Origin of the sequence: Clostridium sp., from assembly GCF_032552055.1 — a bacterium.
GTDB lineage: Bacteria > Bacillota > Clostridia > Clostridiales > Clostridiaceae > Clostridium.
This window is the reverse complement of record NZ_JAWGSV010000020.1, coordinates 1-22,408: the sequence shown is the minus strand read 5'-3', so window position 1 is coordinate 22,408 and position 22,408 is coordinate 1. Positions and strand designations below refer to the sequence as shown.

The following is a 22,408-nucleotide window of genomic DNA, read 5'->3' as shown; positions in this document are numbered from 1 at the left end:
ATATATGTCTACTTTTTTATTCCATTTTACTCCATATAAAAAATACTTTATTTTATTATAATATTTAAAATATTACATTAAAAAACAGTGGCAATTATTATTCGAGGGAATATCATATACTATAAAACAAAAAACTATAAATCCCAAGGAGGAGTAAGTTATGGAAATGAATGAAATTCTAAATGGTTTAAATTCATGCGGTGGCAGCGACAACATTGCACCACAATGCCCACCAAGCCAAGGACCATTTTGTGGAGGCGGCTTTGGCGGCTTTGGCGGTATTAGCTGGATTTGGATCTTATTAATACTCTTCTACAGCGGTGGATTTGGCGGCGGTTATGGTAATAACAATAACAGATGCTGCTGTAAACAAGAAAAATGCTGCTGTAAGAGAGAACGTAGAGATTGCTGTTGTACAGGAAATTCAGGATATGGTGGCGGCGGATTCTTAGGAGGATTCGGAGGATGCTCAAACTGGTTATTCCTATTAGTAATCTTATTCTTATGTAATGGTTGTTCAGGATTCGGAAACTGCGGAAGTGGAAATTTATTTGGCGGAATTTGCTAGGATAAATTAGAAAGGAGAGATAGATATGTCAAGGAGAAGAAGAAGAAGAAGACGCGACAATTGTTGCTGTGAACCAGTATGCTGTGAACCAATGTGTTGTGAACCAATGTGCTGTGAACAACAACCATGCTGTGGAGGCGGAAATATTTTTGGAGGAATGAATAGTTGTATTACTCCTATAATCTTCTTATTAATTGCTTGTGGCGCAGGCTTATTAAATAATAATTGTTCAGTTTTAATAATATTATTATTCTTACTATGTGGTGGCTCATTCGGTAGCTTATTTGGAGGAGCAGCTTGCTAATAGTATAGAGGATGGAGGGCTTATGGCCCTCCAAAAAAATGCGAAAAATTATGAGTGAAAAAAATAACTTAATAAAATGTAGAAACTTTATTACAACTTATATAATCAAAAAAAATATTAGTACATATAATAAATAAATAGAATTATTATAGGAGGCTCTAAATGTCTAAAAAAAGAAGGAGACATAGGCGCGAGAGAGAAGATATAGCTGGTGTACAAGGCGAGCTTAATAATAACCTCCCTTTTGGAATAAATCCTAATCAATTATTAAGTCTTTTAGGAGAAAATTTTAATTTAAATAATTTGGGGAATATGATGTCATCAATGAAGGATAATGGAGTAAATTTAAATAACTTTAATCCGAATTCAGCTGTACAAAACCAACAAGAAAATAATTTTAATAATCTTAACAATGTAAATAATGTAAATAACACGAATGATACAAATAATGGAAATGGATATGATTTTGGAGGATTGCAAGGGATTATAAATGCTCTTGGAATGAATGGTTTTAACCAGACAAATGGTAATTTGAATAATAGCTTTAATGAAGACAATATTGGAATTAAAGATGAGACTATGGATGAAATAGATAAGGAAGAGGAGAAAGATTTTAAGGATAGAGGGGATGAAGAATATCTAGAGGAAGGGGAATTAAATAATAGTATTATGGAGGAAGATGAAAACATACAAATGCTAATTTCTATAAAAAGTATAGTAGATGATAGGAAAGCTGATTTTATAGAGAAGGTAATTGAGGCATATAAAAAAGGATTAATTTAAAATTTTAAAGTGCATAAAAAAGTTTAATTAGTAAATAATATTATTGTACCGGAGAAGTATTCTCCTATAGCTAACGTAGAGAAATCTTCGTTTAAGCTAAACCCCCCCATCCCCCTTTAGGCCGCATATTGCGGCCTTTACCTTTTGAAAAATAAAAAAAGCCAGAAATAAATTCTAGCTTTTAATTATTTACAATTCTTACATAATCCATAAAAGAAAATTCTATTTGATAAAACTTTATATTCTGAGCATTCCTCAGCCGTATGGTTAAGAGTAGTAAAAGATATATTCTCTAAATCAGAAACCTTACTACAGTTTATACATTGAATATGAGCATGTTCATGTTGTTTAGCATCATATCTAAAATTACCTTCTCCAACATTAATTTCTTGTACTAAGCTAACTTCTACTAAAGTCTTTAGTGCTTTGTAGACTGTAGCTAAGCTCATTGTAGGATACTCAGGTTGAAGTGATTTATATATAATCTCTGCAGAAGGATGTTCATCTGTACTCATTAAATACTTGTATACTGCTAATCTTTGAGGAGTAAGTTTTAATTTTTTTTCTCTAAAGATAGAAGTTATATTCTCCATAATACACCATCCTTTTCTTATATTATAAGCTATTATATAATATAAGTTATCAAATGTCAATACATACTTTATAATAATAAGTAGTTATAAATAATAAGTATCAATTAAATATATTTTAATAAAATTCAATTATTCAAAACTATTGAAATTGTCAAAATAATATGATATTATAAATATGAGGTTGTTAATAAATTAACAAACCTTATATTTATAGACATACAATTAATAATAACATAAATTTAAGCAATAATATATACTATATAAATAATTTTATGTTTTAGGAGGGTAAATCATGGCGAAGTATAAAGTAGGAGATGAATTAATAGTTATAAATGATCCATCTGAGGAAAAGGAAAGAATAAGAGAATTAACTAAACTAACAAAGGAAGATGATTATGCTCAAATTTCTTGGGGTATAAAGATTTTAGATGTAGAGTATGATAAACCATACGTAACATTAACATATAGAAATGTAGATGGAGAATTAAATAAGGTATTTGCAGAATGTAGAGACATTGAAAATTTTGATCATGAAAAGGTTCTGGAAAAAGCTTTATTAAAAGCATTTACTAATGAAATAATAAATATTTCAGTAGTAAAAAATAGTAGTCATTGTAAATTATAAAAGAGGTTTTTACCTCTTTTATTTTTTACATTTTAATGTAATATTAAGTTTGAATTTCCAATGGATTTAGTTATAATAGTATTGAATAAGTATTATTAAGGATGAGAGTATGGATATTTTTATTGCAAGGCAAGGTATTTATGACTTAAACGAAAAAGTAGTAGCCTATGAGTTATTATATAGGAACTCAATTAAGAATAAATACGATATAGAGATAGAAGATGAAAAAGCTACATACCAAGTAATAGATAATATATCTTCATTTGGATTAGATGTTTTAACAGAGAATAAGAAAGCATTTGTTAATTTTTCTGAACAAGTAATAAAAGATAATGTAGCAACCCTTTTGCCAAAAGACAATGTAGTTATTGAAGTATTGGAGACAGTAAATCCATCACAAGAAATAATTAATAAATTAACTTCATTAAAGGAACTTGGCTATAGTATAGCCTTAGACGATGTAGTAAGTTTAGATTATGTAAAAAAATTTGTTGGTGTAGTAGATATAGTTAAAATAGATTTTATGTTATGCAGTAAAGAAGAAAGAAAAGAAGTAGTATTTTTCTGCAAAAAAAATAATATAAAAGTATTAGCAGAAAAAATTGAAACTAAAGAGGATTTATTTGAGGCGAAAAACTTAGACTGTGATTATTTCCAAGGATATTATTATAGTAAGCCATCAGTATTTCTAGGTAAGGATATATCAATTAAAAACACAAGTATATTTATGCTTCTAGTTGAACTTGTTAGAGAAAATTTCAATTTAGATAAAGTTGATTATATAATGAAAACAGATTTAGCACTTACATATAAATTTTTAAGATTTATTAACTCATCTTATTTTAATTTCTTACAAGAGGTTAAATCAATAAAGCAAGCAATAATGTTAATAGGAAGAGGAGAATTGAGAAAGTGGTTATCTATATTAACGGTATCAGAAATGTCTCCTCAAAATGAAGAATATACTAAGAACATTATAATTAGAGCTAGATTATGTGAAGAAATTGCTGGATCCATTAACCTTAAAGATTCTTCATCAGCTTTTATGGTTGGTTTATTTTATAATATAGATGAGATGATAGATAAAGATATAAATTATGTTGTTAAAACTTTGCCATTAAATAAGGATGTTAAAAGGGCTTTACTTGGAGAAAAGAATATTTATAGAAATATCTTAGAACTTGCTATAGCTTACGAAAAACTTGATAAGGAGAATATAGAAAAGTTTTGTAAGAAATTACTTATAAATGAGGGCGAATTATTAGACTTATACTACAAATCACTCGAATGGGGAAGAAATATATCAAATTAAGTCGAAATTTGAAAAATGAAAGATGTTTCTAGATACTTCCTTTTAGCTAGAAAATATAATATAATATAAGCAAATTTTTGATTTCGTTTTCAAATAAGGGGTATGGAGGGAATAGTTATGGGTAAGTGTCCGTTTTGGTCAACAAAGAAGGAAAGGGTCAATTGTTATGGCGAATGTCCGATGCATACTATAACAAGTGGAGATGAATTATGTCCATTTAAAGAACTATCAATGTCTGAAAATAAAGTTTCATTTATAGATAATATGAATGAAGAAGCTTTTTATTCACAAGATAGATTTTTAAACTATGGTGAAAATGATAAGGTAATAAATTACTAAAAATAAGGGCTAAATACTAAATCAAAGTTATAAAACTTAAATTTAGTATTTAGCCCTAATTTTTTTCTATTTAATGCATTTATGAAGTAAATCTTGTTTTAGACCCCATAAATCTTTAGATAAATCTACATAGTAAGTATGAGGATTTTCAAATCTAAGTATTTCTGGCCACATCTTTAAGCTTTCATTTTTAGAGAACTCTTTTATTTCTAAAACAGAAGGGCTGTCATATACTTGTTTTCCTTTTTCAAAAACTTTTACCATTAATTCTTTTACATAATAATTAGTAACTGTTTTTCTTTTCCATGTTTCAATTGGATGGAAAATTTCTAAAGGCTTACTTTCATCAATAACTTCGTGATTTAATGATATAAGATCGGCAATAGCATTATGACTTTCTTTATCATAAATTCTATATATCTTCTTAAACCCTGGATTAGTTATCTTTTCAGTATTTTCACTTATTTTTATTTTGGGAACAATTTTATTTTCATCATTTTCTACTGCTACTAACTTATATACTCCACCAAAAACTGGTTCAGATTTTGCTGTAATTAATCTTTCGCCAACTCCAAAAGAATCTATAGTTGCACCTTGACTTAAAACATCCCTAATTATATGCTCATCTAAAGAATTAGAAACTATTATCTTACAATCCTTATATCCAGCTGCATCTAATATTTTTCTACATTTTTTAGTTAAGTAAGTAATATCTCCTGAGTCTATCCTAATCCCTGTAGGTCTCTTACCTTGAGGTTTTAATACTTCATCAAATACTTTAATTGCATTTGGTAATCCTGACTTTAATACATTATAAGTATCTATAAGAAGTGAACAATTATCTGGATATACTTCTGCCCATGCCTTAAAAGCATCATATTCAGTATCGAATAGTTGAACCCAACTATGGGCCATAGTACCAACAGCTGGAACATGGAAGTATTTATCAGCAATTGTGCAGGCTGTTGAGTCACATCCGCCTATTATTGAAGCTCTTGCACCATATATAGCTCCATCATATCCTTGAGCTCTTCTAGAGCCAAATTCCATAACAGTTCTTCCATCGGCAGCTCTACAGATTCTATTAGCCTTAGTAGCTATTAGAGTTTGGTGATTAATCGTAAGTAGTATCATAGTTTCTATAAATTGAGCTTGAACTACAGGTCCTCTTACTATTACTAATGGTTGGTTTGGGAATACAAAGTTTCCTTCTGGTATAGCCCATACATCGCACTCAAATTTAAAGTTCTTTAGATAATCTAAAAATTCTTCAGAGAATAAATTTTTGCTTCTTAAATAATCTATATCAGAATTTGTGAAATTCAAATTGTTTAAGTATTGAATTAATTGTTCAACACCAGCCATTATACAATAGCCACCACCATCTGGTACTCTTCTAAAATACATATCGAAATATGCAATTTTATTTTGAATTTCTTTGTTAAAGTATCCATTTGCCATAGTAAGTTCATAAAAGTCTACTAACATAGTAAGGTTACGTTCGTTAGTAACATCAAATCTCATTAAGTTTTCCATTTTTAACTCCTCTTAAATAAATATCTTTAATAATAAAGAAATTAATTTGTATAAGCTGTAATAAAGGTGTTACCTTTTAATTATTTAGTTAATATTTAAAAATTTCAAGGTATGCTATTATCTTAACAACTTATATAAAATTTAAACTATATATGATTTCAATTTAGTTATTTTACTTAAATAATAACTTTGATTTATAATTGTAAAACCTATAAGATGTATATTAGTAATTGAAATATATATAAATACACAACTATTGTACCTCTATAAATTAATTATTACAATATAGTTATTTACACAATAAATAAGTCAATAATATAGAGAGAAAGGAAGCAATATGAAAATATATCTGGATAATTATCAAAAAGAAGCAGTTTACATAAATGAAAAAAATACTTTAGTAGTTGCAGCACCTGGTTCAGGAAAAACTACTGTTATTATTAATAGAGTTGATCATTTAATTAGTGATTTAAAGGTAAAACCATATAATATTATTGTAATAACATTTACAAGGGCAGCTGCTGATAATATGAGAAGTAGATATAAAACTGTGTTTAACAGAGAGGAAGCACCTTTCTTTGGAACATTTCATGGATTATTCTATAAAATTCTTTTAAAAGAAGGATTTAATATTTCAATAATTAACTCTTCAGTGTCTTATAATTTAATAAAAGGTGTTTTATCTAAGTATTCTGATGAAGTTAGTGATGATAAAATTAAGGAAGTATTAAATAATATTTCATCTTATAAAACATCTTTGCAATCCTTTGAAGAATATAAACCTTCTTTATCCAGGGATATATTTGACGAAGCCTATGAAAAATATGAGGATTACAAAAATAAAAATAAATTATGGGATTTCGATGATTTATCTCTTCAAGTGATAAATTTATTTAGAGAAGAAAAGTATATAAATAAGTATTCATCATTATTTAAGTATATTTTAGTAGATGAGTTTCAGGATTGTGATGAATTACAAATTAAATTTTTAAAATTACTTAATGAAAAGGCTTCATTATTTGCAGTAGGAGATGAAGATCAATGTATCTATAGTTTTAGAGGTTCCAAGCCTGAATATATGGTAACCTTTGATAAAATATTTCATGGTGGTAAAAAAATATATTTATCTATTAATTATAGAAGTAGTGAAAATATAGTAGAAGCTTCTAAGGAAGTAATAAAAAATAATATAGGAAGAAATAACAAGGTTATTAAAGCATATAAGAATACTGAAGGTCATATTAAGTATTCGACACCTTTTGATGAAAGACACCAAGGAGAAGAGATATCAAGTATTTTAAAGGCATCTATAGATGATTTTAAGGAAAATGCTATTTTATATAGAACTAATATGGAAGCAAGAAGTATAATAGATACTTTTACTAGGAATAAAATTCCATTTATTTTGCTTGATAAAGGATATAACTTTTTTGACCATTTTATATGTAAAGATTTATTAGCTTACTTAAGACTAGCTATTAATAATAAAGATAGAGAATGCTTTTTACATATAATAAACAAGCCTTTTAGGTATGTTAGCAAAGCTAATTTAGATTATGTAAGAAGTTATAGAGAAGAAAAATGCCCTTTTGATATTTTAATAGAAAAGAAAGATATGCCACCTTATCAGGCTAAGAAAATAGATGATTTAAGAAAGGATATTATTCATCTTAATAAACTGTCTTTATCATCAGCTATACAGTTTATTATTTCTGAATTAGGATATATTGATTACTTAAAAGCATATTGTGAAAAGTATAATCAAAGTTTCAATGATTATGAAGATATCTTAGAGGAGTTTAAAAGTGCATGCGATGGTATTAAAACAATTCTTGACTTACTAATCCATGTAGAGGGTGTAAGACAACAAATAGAAGAAAGTAAGGAAGTTAAAGAGGGAGTTATATTAAGTACAATACATGGTGTTAAAGGTATGGAATTTAAGAATGTATTTTTAATTAATTGTACAGAGGAAACTATACCACATAAATCTTCAATAGATGAAAATTTAGAAGAGGAAAGAAGACTTTTTTATGTAGGAATAACTAGAGCTATTAATAATCTCTATATTTTTTCTCCTAAGACTCAAAGGGGAAGATTTAAAGAAGTATCTAGGTTTGTTTTTGAAGGTAACTTTGATGAAGCAAATGATAGTAGGGATCATGGATTAGAAATAGGAGATATGATTATTCATAAAGCATACGGGGAAGGTAAAATTAAAGAAATAAATAAAGATACAGTAAAGATTGATTTTATTGATGGAATTGCAAGAAGCTTTTCTTTAAAAGTATTATTAACTAATAATATTATTACTATAATTAAGTAAGTGTTCACTATTTTGGAAATAGATTGTATAATCATATTGTGGCAATAAAAGGATAAAATTAAGACCATTTGTGATGAGGTGTATAATATGGATAATGTAAATTTAAACAAAATTAAATTTGCACTAGATGTTGGAACTAGATCTTTAATAGGGACAGTAGGGATTGTTGAAGATAAAAAATTTAAAATAATATGTGAAAAGTATTTAGAGCATGAAGAAAGAGCCATGATAGATGGTCAAATTCATGATATAGAATTAGTTGCAAAAGGTGTAGCTAAAATAGTTAGTGAAATTGAAGAAGAACTTAATATAAAAATAGAGGATGTGGCTATAGCAGCTGCAGGAAGGTTTTTAAAAACTGTAAATTCAGAAGGGGTTATAGATTTAAATCCTGATGAAGAAATTATTAAAGAAGATATAAAAACCTTAGAACTTGTATCTGTTAAGTCTGCTGAGAACGAAATAAATAAAAGTACAGAAGGTAAGCTATATTGTGTAGGTTATTCTGTGAAAAATTATTATTTAAATGGATTTGTAATATCTAATTTAATTGGTCATAAAGGTGAAGAAGCAAGAGCTGAAGTAATTGCAACTTTTCTTCCAAGATCAGTTATAGATTCTTTATATACAGTTATGAAGAAGGTAGGACTAAGAGTAAATAATATTACTTTAGAACCTATTGCTGCTATTGAGGCAGTGGTCCCAAGAAAACTTAGACTTTTAAATATAGCATTAGTAGATATAGGGGCAGGAACCTCTGATATAGCAATAAGTTCAAAAGAAAGTATATCTTCTTATGGAATGGTACCACAAGCAGGGGATGAGATAACGGAAGTTATAGCTCAAGAATGTTTAGTTGATTTTAACACTGCTGAATACATAAAGAGAAATTTATCATTAAAAAAAGACATAACATATATAGATATTTTAGGCCTTGAGAATACTATAAGCTCAGAGAATCTGCTAAAAGTTATTAGACCTGCAGTTAGAAAAATTGCAGAAGCTATATCAACAAAAATAATAGAACTGAATGCAGGTAAAGCGCCAAGTGCATTATTTTTAATAGGAGGAGGAGCTCATACTCCATGGATGGTAGATGAACTAAGTACAGCCTTAGGGATACCCGTACAAAGAATAGCTATAAAAGATAGAACTGCTATAGAAGAATGTATAAGCAGCAATGAATTAGGTTCAGCTGGGGTAACTGTTTTAGGTATAGCATTAATGTCTATAAAGCAAGGAAATAATGACTTTATTGAAGTAGCATTAAATGGTACACCAGTTACTATGTTAAATTCTCATAATCACAAAGTAATGGATGTCATTATTCATGCAGGAGTAAATCCTAATATGATTTTGATGAAGAATGGGAAAAACTTAAGATATAAAGTGAATAATGTGAAGAGGATAGCTTTTGGGGAAAGAGGAAAGAACCCTATAATTAGGGTAAATGGTAAGTTAGAAACTTTAGAGAAAGTAGTAAATACAGGAGATATTATAGAAATTGAGTATGCAATTCAAGGTAAGGATGCTAATCCTAAAATTATAGATCAAATTAAAGAATTTAATACTGTTAGCTTTTATCTTGATGAAAAACTTATAAACTTAGAGCCTATAATTTTAGTTAATGATGAAATAAAAACAATTGAATATCTGATTCAAGAAAATGATAATATAAGTATTATTTTACCTAAAACTATTGGGGATATAAAAAAGCATATATTAAAAAATGATATTGATATTATAAAGAACGGAAAAGTACTTGATGATAATTACATAGTTGTTGAAGGGGATAAATTAAGTATAGCCAATGAAGAAAATAACTATGAAATAGAATCTAAAAAAAGTGATGTTAATGAGATTAATGTTACTTTTAATGGTAAGCTTACAACTTTAAAAGGACAAAAGGATTATATATTTGTTAATATTTTTAATTATGTAGATTTTAACTTGAAAGATGCTAAAGGAATAATAAACTTAAAGTTAAATGGAAATAAGGTAGGATATACTGAAAAAATTAATGATGGGGATAATATAGAAGTTTATTGGACGTAGATATAATATATAAGTTCATTGTGGAATTACAAAACTAAAAGTTTACATATAAAATAACTTAATAAAATGTAAAAACTTATTGCAACTTATATACATAAAGAAATTAAAGGGGGCAATAAAATGAATTTTAAAGATAAAGCAATAAGTATAAAAAATGAATTAATTGAAATAAGAAGAACCTTGCATCAGCATCCTGAACTGGGAATGGAGGAGCATGAAACTTCAAAGTTTATAAAAGAGTTTTTAAGAAAAGAAGGAATAGAGTACTTAGAAGTTGCCAAAACAGGTGTATGTGGACTTATTAGAGGAACTAAAGAGGATGATTCTAAGAAAGATAGAACTATAGCATTAAGAGGTGATATAGATGCATTACCTCTCTTAGATAAGAAGGTTTGTGAATACTCATCAAAGGTAGAAGGTAAAATGCATGCCTGTGGTCATGATGGACATACAACTATATTACTGGGGGCAGCTAAGCTTTTAAATCAAAATAAAGACTTATTCAGTGGAAATGTAAAACTACTATTTGAGCCAGCTGAAGAAACAATAGGTGGAGCTAGATTTATGATAGAAGATGGAGTTCTAGAAAATCCTAGGGTTGATTGTGTATGTGGACTTCATGTAGAAGAAACATTAGAATGTGGAACTATTATGGTCAAAGAAGGTGTGGTAAATGCTGCATCTAATCCTTTTACTATTAAAATAAAGGGATCAGGTGGACATGGTGCCTATCCTCACACTACTGTTGATCCAGTAGTAATAGCAAGCCATATAGTAATAGCACTTCAAACTATTGTAAGTAGAGAAATAAATACTTCAAACCCAGCTGTTATTACAGTTGGAAGTATTCATGGAGGTACTGCTCAAAATATAATACCAGAGGAAGTTACTATTAGTGGTGTTATTAGAACTATGAGCAAGGAAGATAGAGCTTTTGCTAAGGAAAGATTAGCTGAAATAGCTTATGGAATATGTAAGTCTTCAAGGGCTACTTGTGATATAGATATAGAAGAATCTTATCCAAACCTTTATAATGATAGTAATATGGTTACTTTATTTAAAAGTGGAGCAGAGAAGGTTTTAGGTAAAGAAAATGTATTAGTACAAAAATATCCTAAAATGGGTGTTGAAAGCTTTGCATATTTTGCAAATGAAAGACCAGCAGTATTTTATTTCTTAGGTTCAGGTAATAAGAAAAAAAATATAGTTCATCCAGCTCATAGTAATTTATTTGATATAGATGAGGAATGCTTACCGCTTGGGGTAGCTATGCAGTGTGAAACAGTATTAGAATATTTGACAAGAAGTTAAAATAATATTAATCTATTACAATGGGGAAAATAGTTTAGAATAAAGAAAACTAGGAGTGATTAGTTTGAAGATAGAAATAGGAACAAATGAAGCAGGGCAAAGACTAGATAAATTTTTAAGAAAGCTTTTAAAGGATGTTCCTTTAAGTAAGATTTTTAAGGCCTTAAGAAAAGGTGATATTAGAGTAAATGGTAAGAAACAAAAGGAAAATTACACACTATTAGTAGATGATGTAGTTGAAATAAAATATATCCAAAGCAATAAAGAAAAGCCAGAAGATAAGTTTATTAAGGTTAATGCTAGTGGAATGAAGATTACTTATGAAGATGCTAATATATTAGTTGTAGAGAAATGGCCAAATATATTAGTTCATCCTGATGATAAAGGAAAGGAACCAAGCTTAACTGACTACGTATTATCTTATTTAAATGAAAAGGGAGATTACTTACCAGAAAATGAAGTAACATTTACTCCTGCATCTTGCAATAGATTAGATAGAAATACTTCAGGTATAGTTATATTTGGAAAGAATTTTGAAGCACTTAGATCAGTAAATGAATTAATTAGAGAAGGAAATGTTGAAAAGTACTATAATACTCTAGTTAAGGGTAAGATTAAAGATGGATTATATAAAGGATATATTCATAAAAATGAAGAAGCTAATATTTCTAAAATTTATGATGAAAAGATTCCAAATTCTAAGGAAATAGCTATGGAAGTCAGAACTATAAAGACTAATGGAGCATATTCATTCTTAGAAATAGATTTAATAACAGGAAGAAGTCATCAAATAAGAGCTCATTTATCTCATTTAGGAACACCTATTATCGGAGATAATAAGTATGGTGATAGAAAATTAAATTCTTTCTTTGCTAATAAATTCGGATTAGATTGTCAATTCTTATATGCATATAAGTTAGTATTTAGAGAAACTAAAGATAAATTAAGTTATTTAAATAATAAGACTATAACAGAAAGTTTACCACCAGTATTTAAAAAGATTAAAAATGATGTGTTTAAATTTTCAATAAAATAAAAGGTGATTTAGATATGGAGCAAAAATCAGTTGGTCGTGGTTTCTTAATATTATCAATTGCAGGTATTGCTGGTAAGTTATTATCAGCATTATATGTTCCTTTATTAACTGGGGTCTTGGGAAGTGATGGCTATGGAATATATGTAGCTGGATATGATATATTTGTATTTTTAATAGCAGTTACTAGCCTTGGTGCTCAGCCAGCTGTAACTAAGGTTGTAACTGAGTTAAGGGCAATAGGGCATCATAAGGATGCTCTAAGGGCGATGAGGCTTTCTAGAAGATATTTAGGTATTATAAGCTTTGTTATTGCTGCCCTTTTTATGGCATTAGCATTTCCATTAACTACTTGGATTAATAGGGAGCAATCAGCATTAACTTATTTATTTTTAGGACCTGCAATATTTTTTGCGGCTATTTTAGCTGCTTATAGAGGATATATGCAAGGGGTTGAAGATATGCAATCATTAGCTATATCTCAAATTTTAGAGCAACTAGTAAATGTAATTTTAAGCTTAGTATTTGCAGCGCTTTTACTTTCAGCTACCAGTAGCTTAGAATGGGGAAGTGCAGGTGGAACGGTAGGTACTTCACTTGGAGCTATAGTTGCATTAATATATATTATACATATATTTAATAAGAAATCTTATTATGAAGAGGCAGAAAAACTTCATGTAGAAGGAAAGAGAAAAGTATCTGATAGAAGAATAGTGAAGAAACTTTTAATGTATGCAATACCAATAACTTTAGTTGCAGCTGTTCAAAACTTTGCTGGAGTTATTGATAGTATTACCTTAGCTAATAGTCTTTCATCTGCAGGATTAGATTCTGAAGTAAATAATTTAACAGCAGTTTTATCTTATTATAAAACTCTTATATATGTACCACTAGCTATTGTAACTGCTTTAGGAACTTCTATATTCCCAAAGATTATTCAAGCATTTGTACAGAAAAATAGGAGAGAATTAAAGATTCAAACAAGCTATTCTTTTAGAATGATGTATATTATAGTTATGCCATCAACCTTTGGACTTGCAATCTTAAGTAAGGAAATATACCAGCTCTTATTTAATAAAGTAGGTAACGAATATGTATTACTTATGTACGGATCAGCTTTATTAATTTTTATGTCTATAACTACAATACAAAATGTTATATTACAAGGAATCAATAAGCTATATTTAATAATTGTATCTGCAAGCCTTGGATTAGTGGCAAAGATTATATTAAATATATTCTTAGTATCTATGCCAAAGGTTAATATAAATGGTGCAGTAGTTGCAACCTTTGTTTCATTTATTATCCCAACAGTAATAAATCATAAGAAAATAACACAATTCTTTAAAGTTAAGATACCAATAGTAAAACAAGCTTTGATTCCAACGATTTGTTCTATATTAATGTCTATACTTATAGTTATTGTAAAGTACCCTGTAGTAAAGCTCGCAGAAATTTTAGGTGGGGGAAGAATAATAATTGGAGTGGTTACATTAGTATTAGTAGCAGTTGGAGGAGTAGTATATTTATATACTATGATTTATCTTGGGGGGATAAGACGAAAAGACTTAGACTTAATATCACCAAAATTATTTAAGTTCCTACCAAGAAGATTAAGAAAACAACTAATATAGACAGAGGACAATGAACAATTAACAGTTAATAATCATCAATTAATTATAAAACTCAGCTTAGGCTGAGTTTTTTTATTTAAAAGACATAATTAGGTTTTGGTGAAAAAGATCTATATATTACAATAGATGGGATGATTTATCTCTAAGAAGATTATTATAGAAAATGATATGGTATAATTTGTATATGAGCTGGTTAGTGATATGTTGTTCACTAAATGAAGTAAAGGAGAGTTTTATGAGAAAAGTTATAGGGATAATAATTTTAAGTATATTAATGCTTGTAGTAGTAGGTTGTCAAGGTAACAAAACAGATAATATATCTAATGATATTCTAATTGAAGATGAGAATAGCGTTAGGGTTGAAATACTTGCTACTAGCGATTCAGATTCTTTGGAGGGAATGCCGATAACGTTGAAGCCTAAAGTTAATGGAGAACATAATAAGGAAATACAATATCATTGGATACTAAAAAATGATAATGATTTTGAAGGGTTTATTCTTCAGGATAATGGTCCGCAAAAGGATATAATTAATTCAGGTGAACCAGTTGAACTTGGGTTATTTGCAATGGTTGAATGGGTTGAAGGAACAGTTAAAGAATTAAAAGTTGAATTGCAAGTTGAAGATAAGGAAACATCTGATATTATTGCAACTGATGAGATTATAATTGAAAATAATCAAGGAACTTATAGTATAAAATGATTAAGGCATGAAATAATTAAGGAGATTTTGCACAGCAAAACTTAAAATTTAATTTGTGCAGAACACTTTTTATTTAAAACTCCAGAGGAGTTTTTTCATTAATTTTTCATTTTTAATTTTTCATTATTCTGGGAGGTATAGTATGTATAGATATTTATTTGTTGAATGTAAAGTAGGGGGATTTTGGGGAAAGACTAATTATCATAGAGATGAAATAGAGAAATATGCGTTACATGGATGGAGATTTGTATCAGCAATACCAAAAGGTGATGGTAGTCAGGGAAGAATTGCTCTTGTAGATTTAGTATTTGAAAAAGAAGAAGAAGAATCCTTAGAAATATAAATTAATAATGTATGAAAATTTAGAGATTTTAACAAGAATAAATTATATTGGTAGGAAATAATTGAATAGGTCTAAGTATTTTGAAGAGGCTTTTAATAGTAAGTATGTGTATTAGAAGCCTTACTAATTTTTAAATTTAAATAGAGCATAACTATTTGGTAAAAATTAGTTGAATAAATTTTTATATTAAGATATAATAAAGACACTTAATAAAGATACTTAATTAAGTATATTCAAAAAGTGAGGAGATATAATGATTAAAGCTAATACTAAATTAATGAAGGAAATTAATAAGAATTTAATTAGGAATTGTTTTAAGAGCGAAATTGAATCAACAGCAGCTAATCTTTCTGAAAAGACTGGATTGAGTGTTGTAACTGTTAATGGGTTATTAAAAGAAATGATTAGTAGTAAAGAGATATTTGTTGGTGAAAGTATTCCATCAAATGGAGGACGTCCATCAACTGTATATAGATATAATGATATGTTTAGATGTGCAGCTATAGTTTTTGGATTTACTAAAAATAATGTTAATCATATAAGAGTAGTAGTAACTAATTTACTAGGAAAATGCATTTACGAAAAGGAAAGTAATTTTGAAAGTATTAAATATGATAGCTTTAATGATATTTTAGATAACCTTTTTTATGAATATCCTACTATAGAAGTAATATCTTTTGGATTACCAGGTGTAGAAGAAGAGGGTGTTATTAAAGTTATAGATTATCCTGATATTGCAGGAGATAAATTTTTAAAGCACTACAAGGATAGATATAAAGTTCCTGTTATTTTTATAAATGACATTAATGCAGCCGTAATGGGATATTATAATCAGAATATTGATGATAGCACTCCACAAACTGTGGTAGGTGTAGTTTTTAATATGATACATTTGCCAGGGGCAGGAATAGTAATTAATGGTGATATTTATACTGGAAAAGCTAATTTTGCTGGAGAAATATCATATATGCCAATAGATATAGATTGGAAGAAAATAGATTATTCTGATAGTGAAAAAGTATCAGATGCCATAGGAAAGTTATTAGCAATAATTAGCTGTGTTATTGCACCAGATAATTTTGTTATTTATAGTGATTTTATTGATGAGGCTATTGCTAAAAAAATAAAAGAAAAAGCTAAGAGTATGACTCAAGGTAATTTTTATGTTAATACAATAGCTAGTAATAATTTTGCAGAGGATTATAAAATGGGAATGATAAAAGCTTCATTAGAAGTTTTATATAAAAATGAAAAAGTTTTTGAGTAATTAAGAGAGGTGTAAAATGATAAGGGTATTGTTGATTATTATATATATAGCTTTTATTAGCTTAGGATTACCAGATGCGATAATGGGATCAGCTTGGCCTATGATTCATAAGGATTTAAATGTTCCAATATCCTATGCTGGAATAGCCACTATGATAGTTTCAGGAGGAACTATTATATCAAGCTTTTTTAGTGAAAAAGTTATAAGGAAGTTTGGTACAGGTAAAGTTACCACATTTAGTGTATTACTAACTGCAACTGGATTATTAGGGATTTATATTTCACCTAGCTTCATATGGATATGCTTAATGGGAGTACCTTTAGGTATAGGTGCAGGAGCAGTAGATTCTGCCTTAAATAACTTTGTTGCTCTCCATTATAAAGCCAGGCATATGAATTGGCTTCACTGCTTTTGGGGAATAGGGGCTACTTCAGGACCATTTATTATGTCAGTTTATCTATTAAAGGATAATGGTTGGAGATTGGGGTATGCGACGATAGGAATTATTCAAGCAATCTTAGTAGTTTGCTTATTTATATCATTACCTATTTGGAGAAAGTTTGAAGCTCCAAATAATAATAAAGAAGAAAAGTATAGTGAAGTTAAGGTTTCTATATTACTAAAACTTCCAGGTGCTAAGGCGGCTTTAATATCATTTTTATGTTATTGTGCAGTTGAGTTAACTACAGGTTTATGGGCTAGTTCCTTTTTAGTGATGAATAATGGTTTATCAACTGAAAGGGCAGCTAAGTGGGTTTCATTTTATTATTTGGGAATAACGGTTGGAAGATTTTTATCAGGCTTTATGGCTATGAAGTTTAATAATAAGCAAATGATAAGAATTGGACAAGTAATTTGTATATTAGGAGCTGCAATATTAACTTTATCATTAACAGAATCCCTACAATTAGCTGGATTAATAGCTATAGGACTAGGTTGTGCTCCAATATATCCAGCAATGCTACATGAAACACCAAACAGATTTGGAAAGGAATTATCTCAAGGGATAATGGGTATTCAAATGGCTACAGCATATATAGGTAGTACTTTTATACCTCCATTATTTGGAGCTATATCTCAATTAATAGGCTTTAAATTCCTACCTATTTTTCTATTAATCTTTATGGTAATTATGCTAGTTTCATCTGAACATGTTAATAAAAAAGTAGAAGTTAATAATGAAATATAAGATTGATTCTATAGATATAGGAGATAAGAAATGAATAATAAATATATTGAACTTTATGGAGAAAACTTTTTGACTTTGAAAGAACTACTTATTAATTTATTTGGAGAAATAAGAAAAATAGAATATTTTACTTATGATACGGGATTAGAAACTTTCTTTTTAAAATTTGAGGATGAAACAATATGTGAAGTGAATTTACTTTCTAATATATCTACTATAGATAAATCATCAATTAATCAAAATTATATATGTTTAGCATTTCTTGATTTAGATAGGGAAACAGAAGATAGATTAAAAAAGGAATCAGTTAATGGAGGATACACATTATTAACTTAATCCAAGATAGATACTTAAATTTAAAAACTCAGCCTAGGCTGAGTTTTTATTGTTTCATTATCATTAATTTGGAACAAATTACATCCTTAATTTTTCATTATTCATTCTTAAGTATTCATTGTGCGCTATCACCGCTACTCTTCTTCTATACCAAAAAAGCTTAGAGCTGTAAAAAGACCAAAGGTAATAAATATTATTATTAAATTTTTTATTACCATCATATCATTAAACATATTTCTACTTAAGACTTTAAGTACAATAAAGATTAAAATTGAAAGTAATATAAAAATAATTATATTGCTTTTAGATAAATTTAAGTATATATGTTTTTGAATTTCTATAAGGTTTATAGTTAAACTTATTAATGAGGTTATAAATAGAGTTATTCCATATCCCATAATATTTACACCTGGTATTCCTATAAAAATAAAAAGACATACAATTTCTATAGCAGATACTATAAGTGAATTCCTAAGAATTATTCCTTGTTTATTTAAGCCATTAAGTATTCCAAACATAGTATTTGCAGTAAATAATATTGGTGCACTTAATGATGCTATCTTTATATAGTTACCTAAGTCATCTCTTTTAAACAACATCATACCTAAAGAATCTGGAATAAGATTACATATTACTGTTGTTGCAAGTCCTAATAAAAAAGCTATTTTCATTACTTTCTTTATCCTAAGTGAAGCATTGTAGTAATCACGTCTACTAATAGTTTCAGAAAGATCTGGAACTATTAATGAATTTATTGACATAATTACAATCATAGGAAAAGTAACTATAGTCAAGGCCATACCTGTAAATTTTCCTATCATACCTAATGCAGTAGTTGCATCAAATCCAGCAGCAATTAATCTTCTTGGAACTAGTAGCGTGGAAGCAGTTCCAAATAAATTTCCTAAGAAACCATTTAAACATAGAGGAAGTGCAATTACTAACACATTAAAAAGTAACTGTGAAGCTCTTTCAGGTTTATCATAAGATTTAGGAGTTTCTTTAGATAATTTTTTGTAATATAGAAATAATAAAATCAAACTCTGTAATTCTCCAATAGCTAAAGATAAGTAAGCTAGGGTAACTAAAGAAGTTATTGAAGTTGATTTAAAAGAAAAAATTAATAAAGTAATAGTAATTATTCTCATGGCCTTTTCTAAAATGTCTATAAAGGAAGGTACTACAATTTTAGAAATACCTAAGAAGTAACCTTTTAAAATATTAGAAAGAGCTATAAATACCATAGCTGGACAAGTAATCCTAATAGCATTAACAGTTCTAATATCATGAATTCCATATTTACTTATGTATGGTGCTAAAAAGAAGACTAAAGCTCCTATAGCAATTGCCCAAATAACATTAAAACCAGCTACAGACCTAATAGTTTTACTAATATTATTGAATTGTCCTTTGGCTTTATATACTGCAGAAGTTCTGGAAATTGCTGCAATAATTCCAGCTGTCATTAGACATATAAAAAGATTGTAAATAGGCATAACTAAACCATAAAGGCCAACTCCAACAGGACCTATAAGATTTGATAAGTAAATAGAAAAAATAAAGCCCAATATTCCAGTTGTAATATTCGACGTTGTAAGAAGGATAGAATTTCTTAAAAAGCTATCTTTCTTCAAAGTATTCACCTCCAATCAATACATTTATATCTATTCTTTCTTATAAGAGTTTATGCAAGAAGAAAAGTAAAGAGAATAAATAAAAGGTTAAATGAAAACAAATATTATAAATAATAAATAAAACTGTTATAAAATAATGCCTTCATAAATATAAATATAATGTAACTTATGTAATATGGAGGTGTTTGTTTATGGGTAAGACAATAGTTTTAAATTTATCAGATATAAAATTTAAAGGGAATATCTTAGATGTTGGCGAGAATTTTGGAGTTATTTATAATTTATCGAAAGAAATAATGAATGAGATTTCAGTAGATTATGTTAGTGAAAATAAAGATGGAGAACTAAAGGAAAATGAATATGATACCTGTACAATGTTTTTCTCTTTAAGTAAGATGTGGAATGGTTTTAGTCGAGCGAAGATAATAGAGGAAGTTAGTAAATATATAAGGGTTGGAGGAGAAATATATATTTGGGATATTAATAAAGAAGTGCGTGACATGATAAATAATAAAATAATCGCAGTAATGCCATCAGGGAAATTTAAAGAGTTTGATTTTAAAAATTTAAACCCTATTATTAAATCAAATATGGAGGAGAATAAAAAACTCCTTGAAAAATCTTATAAAATAGAAGAAACTAAATTATGGGAAGATATTCATTTCATTAGGGGTAAAAAAATATAAAATTCGTCAAAAATGAAGGGAGATAACATATGAAGATTTTACTTACAGCTATTAATTCGAAATTTGTTCACAGCAATTTAGCTGTTAGATATTTAAAGGCTTTCACCAAGGATATGGATTATGATTGTAACATTAGAGAGTTCTCAATTAATGATAGAGAAGAAAAGATATTAGAGGAAATAATAAAAGAATCACCAGATGTAGTTGCATTTTCTACTTATATTTGGAATATTGAAATGATAAAAAGATTATCTAACTTAATTAAATTAGTAGATGAAAATATAGAAATCTTATATGGTGGGCCTGAGGTATCTTATGATAGTCAAAACATATTAAGAGAGCTTAATGGGGACTATATTATTGAAGGTGAAGGAGAAAAAACTTATAGGGAATTTGTGGAATATAAGTTACAGGAAAGAAGCTTAGAAGATATTAGAGGATTATATTATAAAAAAGATAATAATATTTTCTTTAATGGGAAAAGACCTCTTATGAATATGAATGAAGTAGTCTTCCCTTATGAAGAAGATGAAAATTTAGATAATAAGATAGTTTATTATGAATCAAGTAGAGGTTGCCCATTTAATTGTAGCTACTGTTTATCTTCAACAATTCATGGAGTACGTTTCTTAGATATTGAAAGAGTAAAAAAAGAACTTTCTTATTTTATTAAAAAGGAAGTAAGGCTTGTTAAGTTTGTTGATAGAACCTTTAACTGCAATCACAAATTTACAATGGCTATTTGGGAATTTTTAATTAATCAAGATACTAAAACACAATTCCATTTTGAAATATCAGCAGATCTTTTAAAGGATGCAGAGTTAGAATTACTTAGAAAAGCTCCGAAAGATAGATTCCAATTTGAAGTTGGAGTTCAAACAACTAATGATGAAGTTTTAAATAGAATTAATAGATTTGTTAATTTCAGTGATATAAAAGAAAAGGTAGATGAACTTTTAAAGCTAAGAAATATAAAGCAACACTTAGACTTAATAGCAGGTTTACCAGGAGAAGATTATAATTCATTTAAAAGATCCTTCAATGATGTATATAGTATTAATCCAGAAGAGATTCAATTAGGATTTTTAAAATTATTAAGAGGGGCATCTATAAGAGAGGAAGCAGTAGCATATGGAATGAAGTTCTCTCCATATCCACCTTATGAAATATTAAAAACAAAGGATTTAAGCTATGAAGAGTTATTAAAGCTTAAAAAGGTTGAAGAAATGGTAGATAAGTACTATAACTCTCAAAAGTTTAATAACATAATAAATTATTTAGTTAAGCAGTTTGAAAATCCTTTTGATTTTTATTATGAGCTTGGAAAGTATTTTGACAAGAAGGGATATTTTAATAGAAATATCGGAAACAGTGAATATTATAAGGTATTTTTAGATTTTAATATGGAAATATTAAAAGGAGATAAAGATATATTAAATGAATTACTAAGATTTGATTACTTAAATTTTAATAAGAAAAGAGGGATACCTGACTTTATAGGAAGAAGCATAAAGAGGGACGAAGAGGAAGAAATAAAGGATATGCTTAGGCATAAATATTCATTTAAAGAGTATTACTTAGAGTCTTTTGATATTGATATACAGACATTTTTAAAGGATTCGATAATTCTTAAAAAGAAGGACTATTATTTATTTGGTTATGGAGGTGATATTATCCATATAACTGAGGAGATAAAAGAATATTAAGAAAAGTTAAATAATCTTAAAATATTGAAGAGAAAACAATTACAATACACATAATATAACGGTTCTTTCTTTAAACTAGGAATAAAATTGTTGAAAAAAATAGGAAACAGTGTATAATATATAAT

General features: G+C 28.0%; 21 protein-coding genes. 18 read left to right on the top strand and 3 right to left on the bottom strand.

What is annotated here, in order from left to right:
* Positions 1 to 160 precede the first annotated feature (160 nt).
* The 3 genes from E6248_RS03070 (at position 161) to E6248_RS03060 (ending at position 1,655) form a co-directional block, all read left to right on the top strand.
* A complete protein-coding gene (locus E6248_RS03070; RefSeq protein WP_316339352.1) occupies positions 161 to 568 on the top strand; it encodes a hypothetical protein in 408 nt (135 codons plus the stop codon).
* Between the two features lie 25 nt (positions 569 to 593).
* Positions 594 to 872 (top strand): hypothetical protein, encoded by a 279-nt coding sequence (locus tag E6248_RS03065; protein WP_396335119.1) that lies wholly within the window; start codon positions 594 to 596, stop codon positions 870 to 872.
* A gap of 162 nt (positions 873 to 1,034) precedes the next feature.
* Positions 1,035 to 1,655 (top strand): hypothetical protein, encoded by a 621-nt coding sequence (locus tag E6248_RS03060; RefSeq protein WP_316339351.1) that lies wholly within the window; start codon positions 1,035 to 1,037, stop codon positions 1,653 to 1,655.
* Between the two features lie 185 nt (positions 1,656 to 1,840).
* Here the strand turns inward: E6248_RS03060 and E6248_RS03055 are convergent, their stop codons facing one another.
* Positions 1,841 to 2,248 (bottom strand): Fur family transcriptional regulator, encoded by a 408-nt coding sequence (locus E6248_RS03055; RefSeq protein ID WP_316339350.1) that lies wholly within the window; start codon positions 2,246 to 2,248, stop codon positions 1,841 to 1,843.
* A 292-nt stretch (positions 2,249 to 2,540) separates the two neighbouring features.
* Here E6248_RS03055 and E6248_RS03050 point away from each other — a divergent pair, with 292 nt between their 5' ends.
* From E6248_RS03050 to E6248_RS03040, 3 genes are all read left to right on the top strand, one after another.
* Positions 2,541 to 2,873, top strand: coding sequence for a hypothetical protein (locus E6248_RS03050; protein ID WP_316339349.1), 333 nt, complete (start codon positions 2,541 to 2,543; stop codon positions 2,871 to 2,873).
* A 109-nt stretch (positions 2,874 to 2,982) separates the two neighbouring features.
* Positions 2,983 to 4,185 (top strand): EAL domain-containing protein, encoded by a 1,203-nt coding sequence (locus E6248_RS03045; protein ID WP_316339348.1) that lies wholly within the window; start codon positions 2,983 to 2,985, stop codon positions 4,183 to 4,185.
* A gap of 117 nt (positions 4,186 to 4,302) precedes the next feature.
* Positions 4,303 to 4,524 carry a hypothetical protein gene (locus E6248_RS03040; protein WP_316339347.1) on the top strand — a complete coding sequence of 74 codons (222 nt, stop codon included), beginning with the start codon at positions 4,303 to 4,305 and terminating at the stop codon, positions 4,522 to 4,524.
* 66 nt (positions 4,525 to 4,590) lie between these two features.
* Here the strand turns inward: E6248_RS03040 and E6248_RS03035 are convergent, their stop codons facing one another.
* Positions 4,591 to 6,060 (bottom strand): nicotinate phosphoribosyltransferase, encoded by a 1,470-nt coding sequence (locus E6248_RS03035; protein WP_316339346.1) that lies wholly within the window; start codon positions 6,058 to 6,060, stop codon positions 4,591 to 4,593.
* Between the two features lie 337 nt (positions 6,061 to 6,397).
* Here E6248_RS03035 and E6248_RS03030 point away from each other — a divergent pair, with 337 nt between their 5' ends.
* The 10 genes from E6248_RS03030 to E6248_RS02985 all read left to right on the top strand — a co-directional run bounded on the left by E6248_RS03030 (position 6,398) and on the right by E6248_RS02985 (position 18,257).
* Positions 6,398 to 8,386, top strand: a complete 1,989-nt coding sequence (locus tag E6248_RS03030; protein ID WP_316339345.1) for an ATP-dependent helicase — start codon at positions 6,398 to 6,400, stop codon at positions 8,384 to 8,386.
* A gap of 87 nt (positions 8,387 to 8,473) precedes the next feature.
* Complete coding sequence (locus tag E6248_RS03025; RefSeq protein WP_316339344.1) at positions 8,474 to 10,441, top strand: cell division FtsA domain-containing protein; 1,968 nt, start codon at positions 8,474 to 8,476, stop codon at positions 10,439 to 10,441.
* Between the two features lie 120 nt (positions 10,442 to 10,561).
* The gene (locus E6248_RS03020) at positions 10,562 to 11,752 is read left to right on the top strand and encodes a M20 family metallopeptidase (protein ID WP_316339343.1); all 1,191 of its coding nucleotides are present in this window, start codon (positions 10,562 to 10,564) and stop codon (positions 11,750 to 11,752) included.
* Between the two features lie 64 nt (positions 11,753 to 11,816).
* The gene (locus tag E6248_RS03015) at positions 11,817 to 12,788 is read left to right on the top strand and encodes an RluA family pseudouridine synthase (protein WP_316339342.1); all 972 of its coding nucleotides are present in this window, start codon (positions 11,817 to 11,819) and stop codon (positions 12,786 to 12,788) included.
* Between the two features lie 14 nt (positions 12,789 to 12,802).
* A complete protein-coding gene (locus E6248_RS03010) occupies positions 12,803 to 14,419 on the top strand; it encodes a polysaccharide biosynthesis protein (RefSeq protein WP_316339341.1) in 1,617 nt (538 codons plus the stop codon).
* A 235-nt stretch (positions 14,420 to 14,654) separates the two neighbouring features.
* Complete coding sequence (locus E6248_RS03005; protein ID WP_316339340.1) at positions 14,655 to 15,122, top strand: hypothetical protein; 468 nt, start codon at positions 14,655 to 14,657, stop codon at positions 15,120 to 15,122.
* A 142-nt stretch (positions 15,123 to 15,264) separates the two neighbouring features.
* The gene (locus E6248_RS03000) at positions 15,265 to 15,465 is read left to right on the top strand and encodes a DUF4177 domain-containing protein (protein ID WP_316339339.1); all 201 of its coding nucleotides are present in this window, start codon (positions 15,265 to 15,267) and stop codon (positions 15,463 to 15,465) included.
* A gap of 253 nt (positions 15,466 to 15,718) precedes the next feature.
* Entirely contained in the window at positions 15,719 to 16,732 is a 1,014-nt protein-coding gene (locus tag E6248_RS02995) for an ROK family protein (protein ID WP_316339338.1), read from the top strand.
* Between the two features lie 16 nt (positions 16,733 to 16,748).
* Positions 16,749 to 17,921, top strand: coding sequence for an MFS transporter (locus E6248_RS02990; RefSeq protein WP_316339337.1), 1,173 nt, complete (start codon positions 16,749 to 16,751; stop codon positions 17,919 to 17,921).
* Between the two features lie 30 nt (positions 17,922 to 17,951).
* Positions 17,952 to 18,257, top strand: a complete 306-nt coding sequence (locus tag E6248_RS02985; RefSeq protein ID WP_316339336.1) for a hypothetical protein — start codon at positions 17,952 to 17,954, stop codon at positions 18,255 to 18,257.
* Between the two features lie 134 nt (positions 18,258 to 18,391).
* Here the strand turns inward: E6248_RS02985 and spoVB are convergent, their stop codons facing one another.
* Positions 18,392 to 19,891 carry a stage V sporulation protein B gene (gene spoVB, locus E6248_RS02980; RefSeq protein WP_316339335.1) on the bottom strand — a complete coding sequence of 500 codons (1,500 nt, stop codon included), beginning with the start codon at positions 19,889 to 19,891 and terminating at the stop codon, positions 18,392 to 18,394.
* Positions 19,892 to 20,082: 191 nt separating this feature from the next.
* On the opposite strand from spoVB, the gene E6248_RS02975 reads away from it, so the two are divergent.
* A complete protein-coding gene (locus E6248_RS02975; protein ID WP_316339334.1) occupies positions 20,083 to 20,577 on the top strand; it encodes a hypothetical protein in 495 nt (164 codons plus the stop codon).
* A gap of 29 nt (positions 20,578 to 20,606) precedes the next feature.
* Positions 20,607 to 22,283: a B12-binding domain-containing radical SAM protein gene (locus E6248_RS02970; protein WP_316339332.1), complete on the top strand. Its 1,677-nt coding sequence runs from the start codon at positions 20,607 to 20,609 to the stop codon at positions 22,281 to 22,283.
* Positions 22,284 to 22,408: the final 125 nt, after the last annotated feature.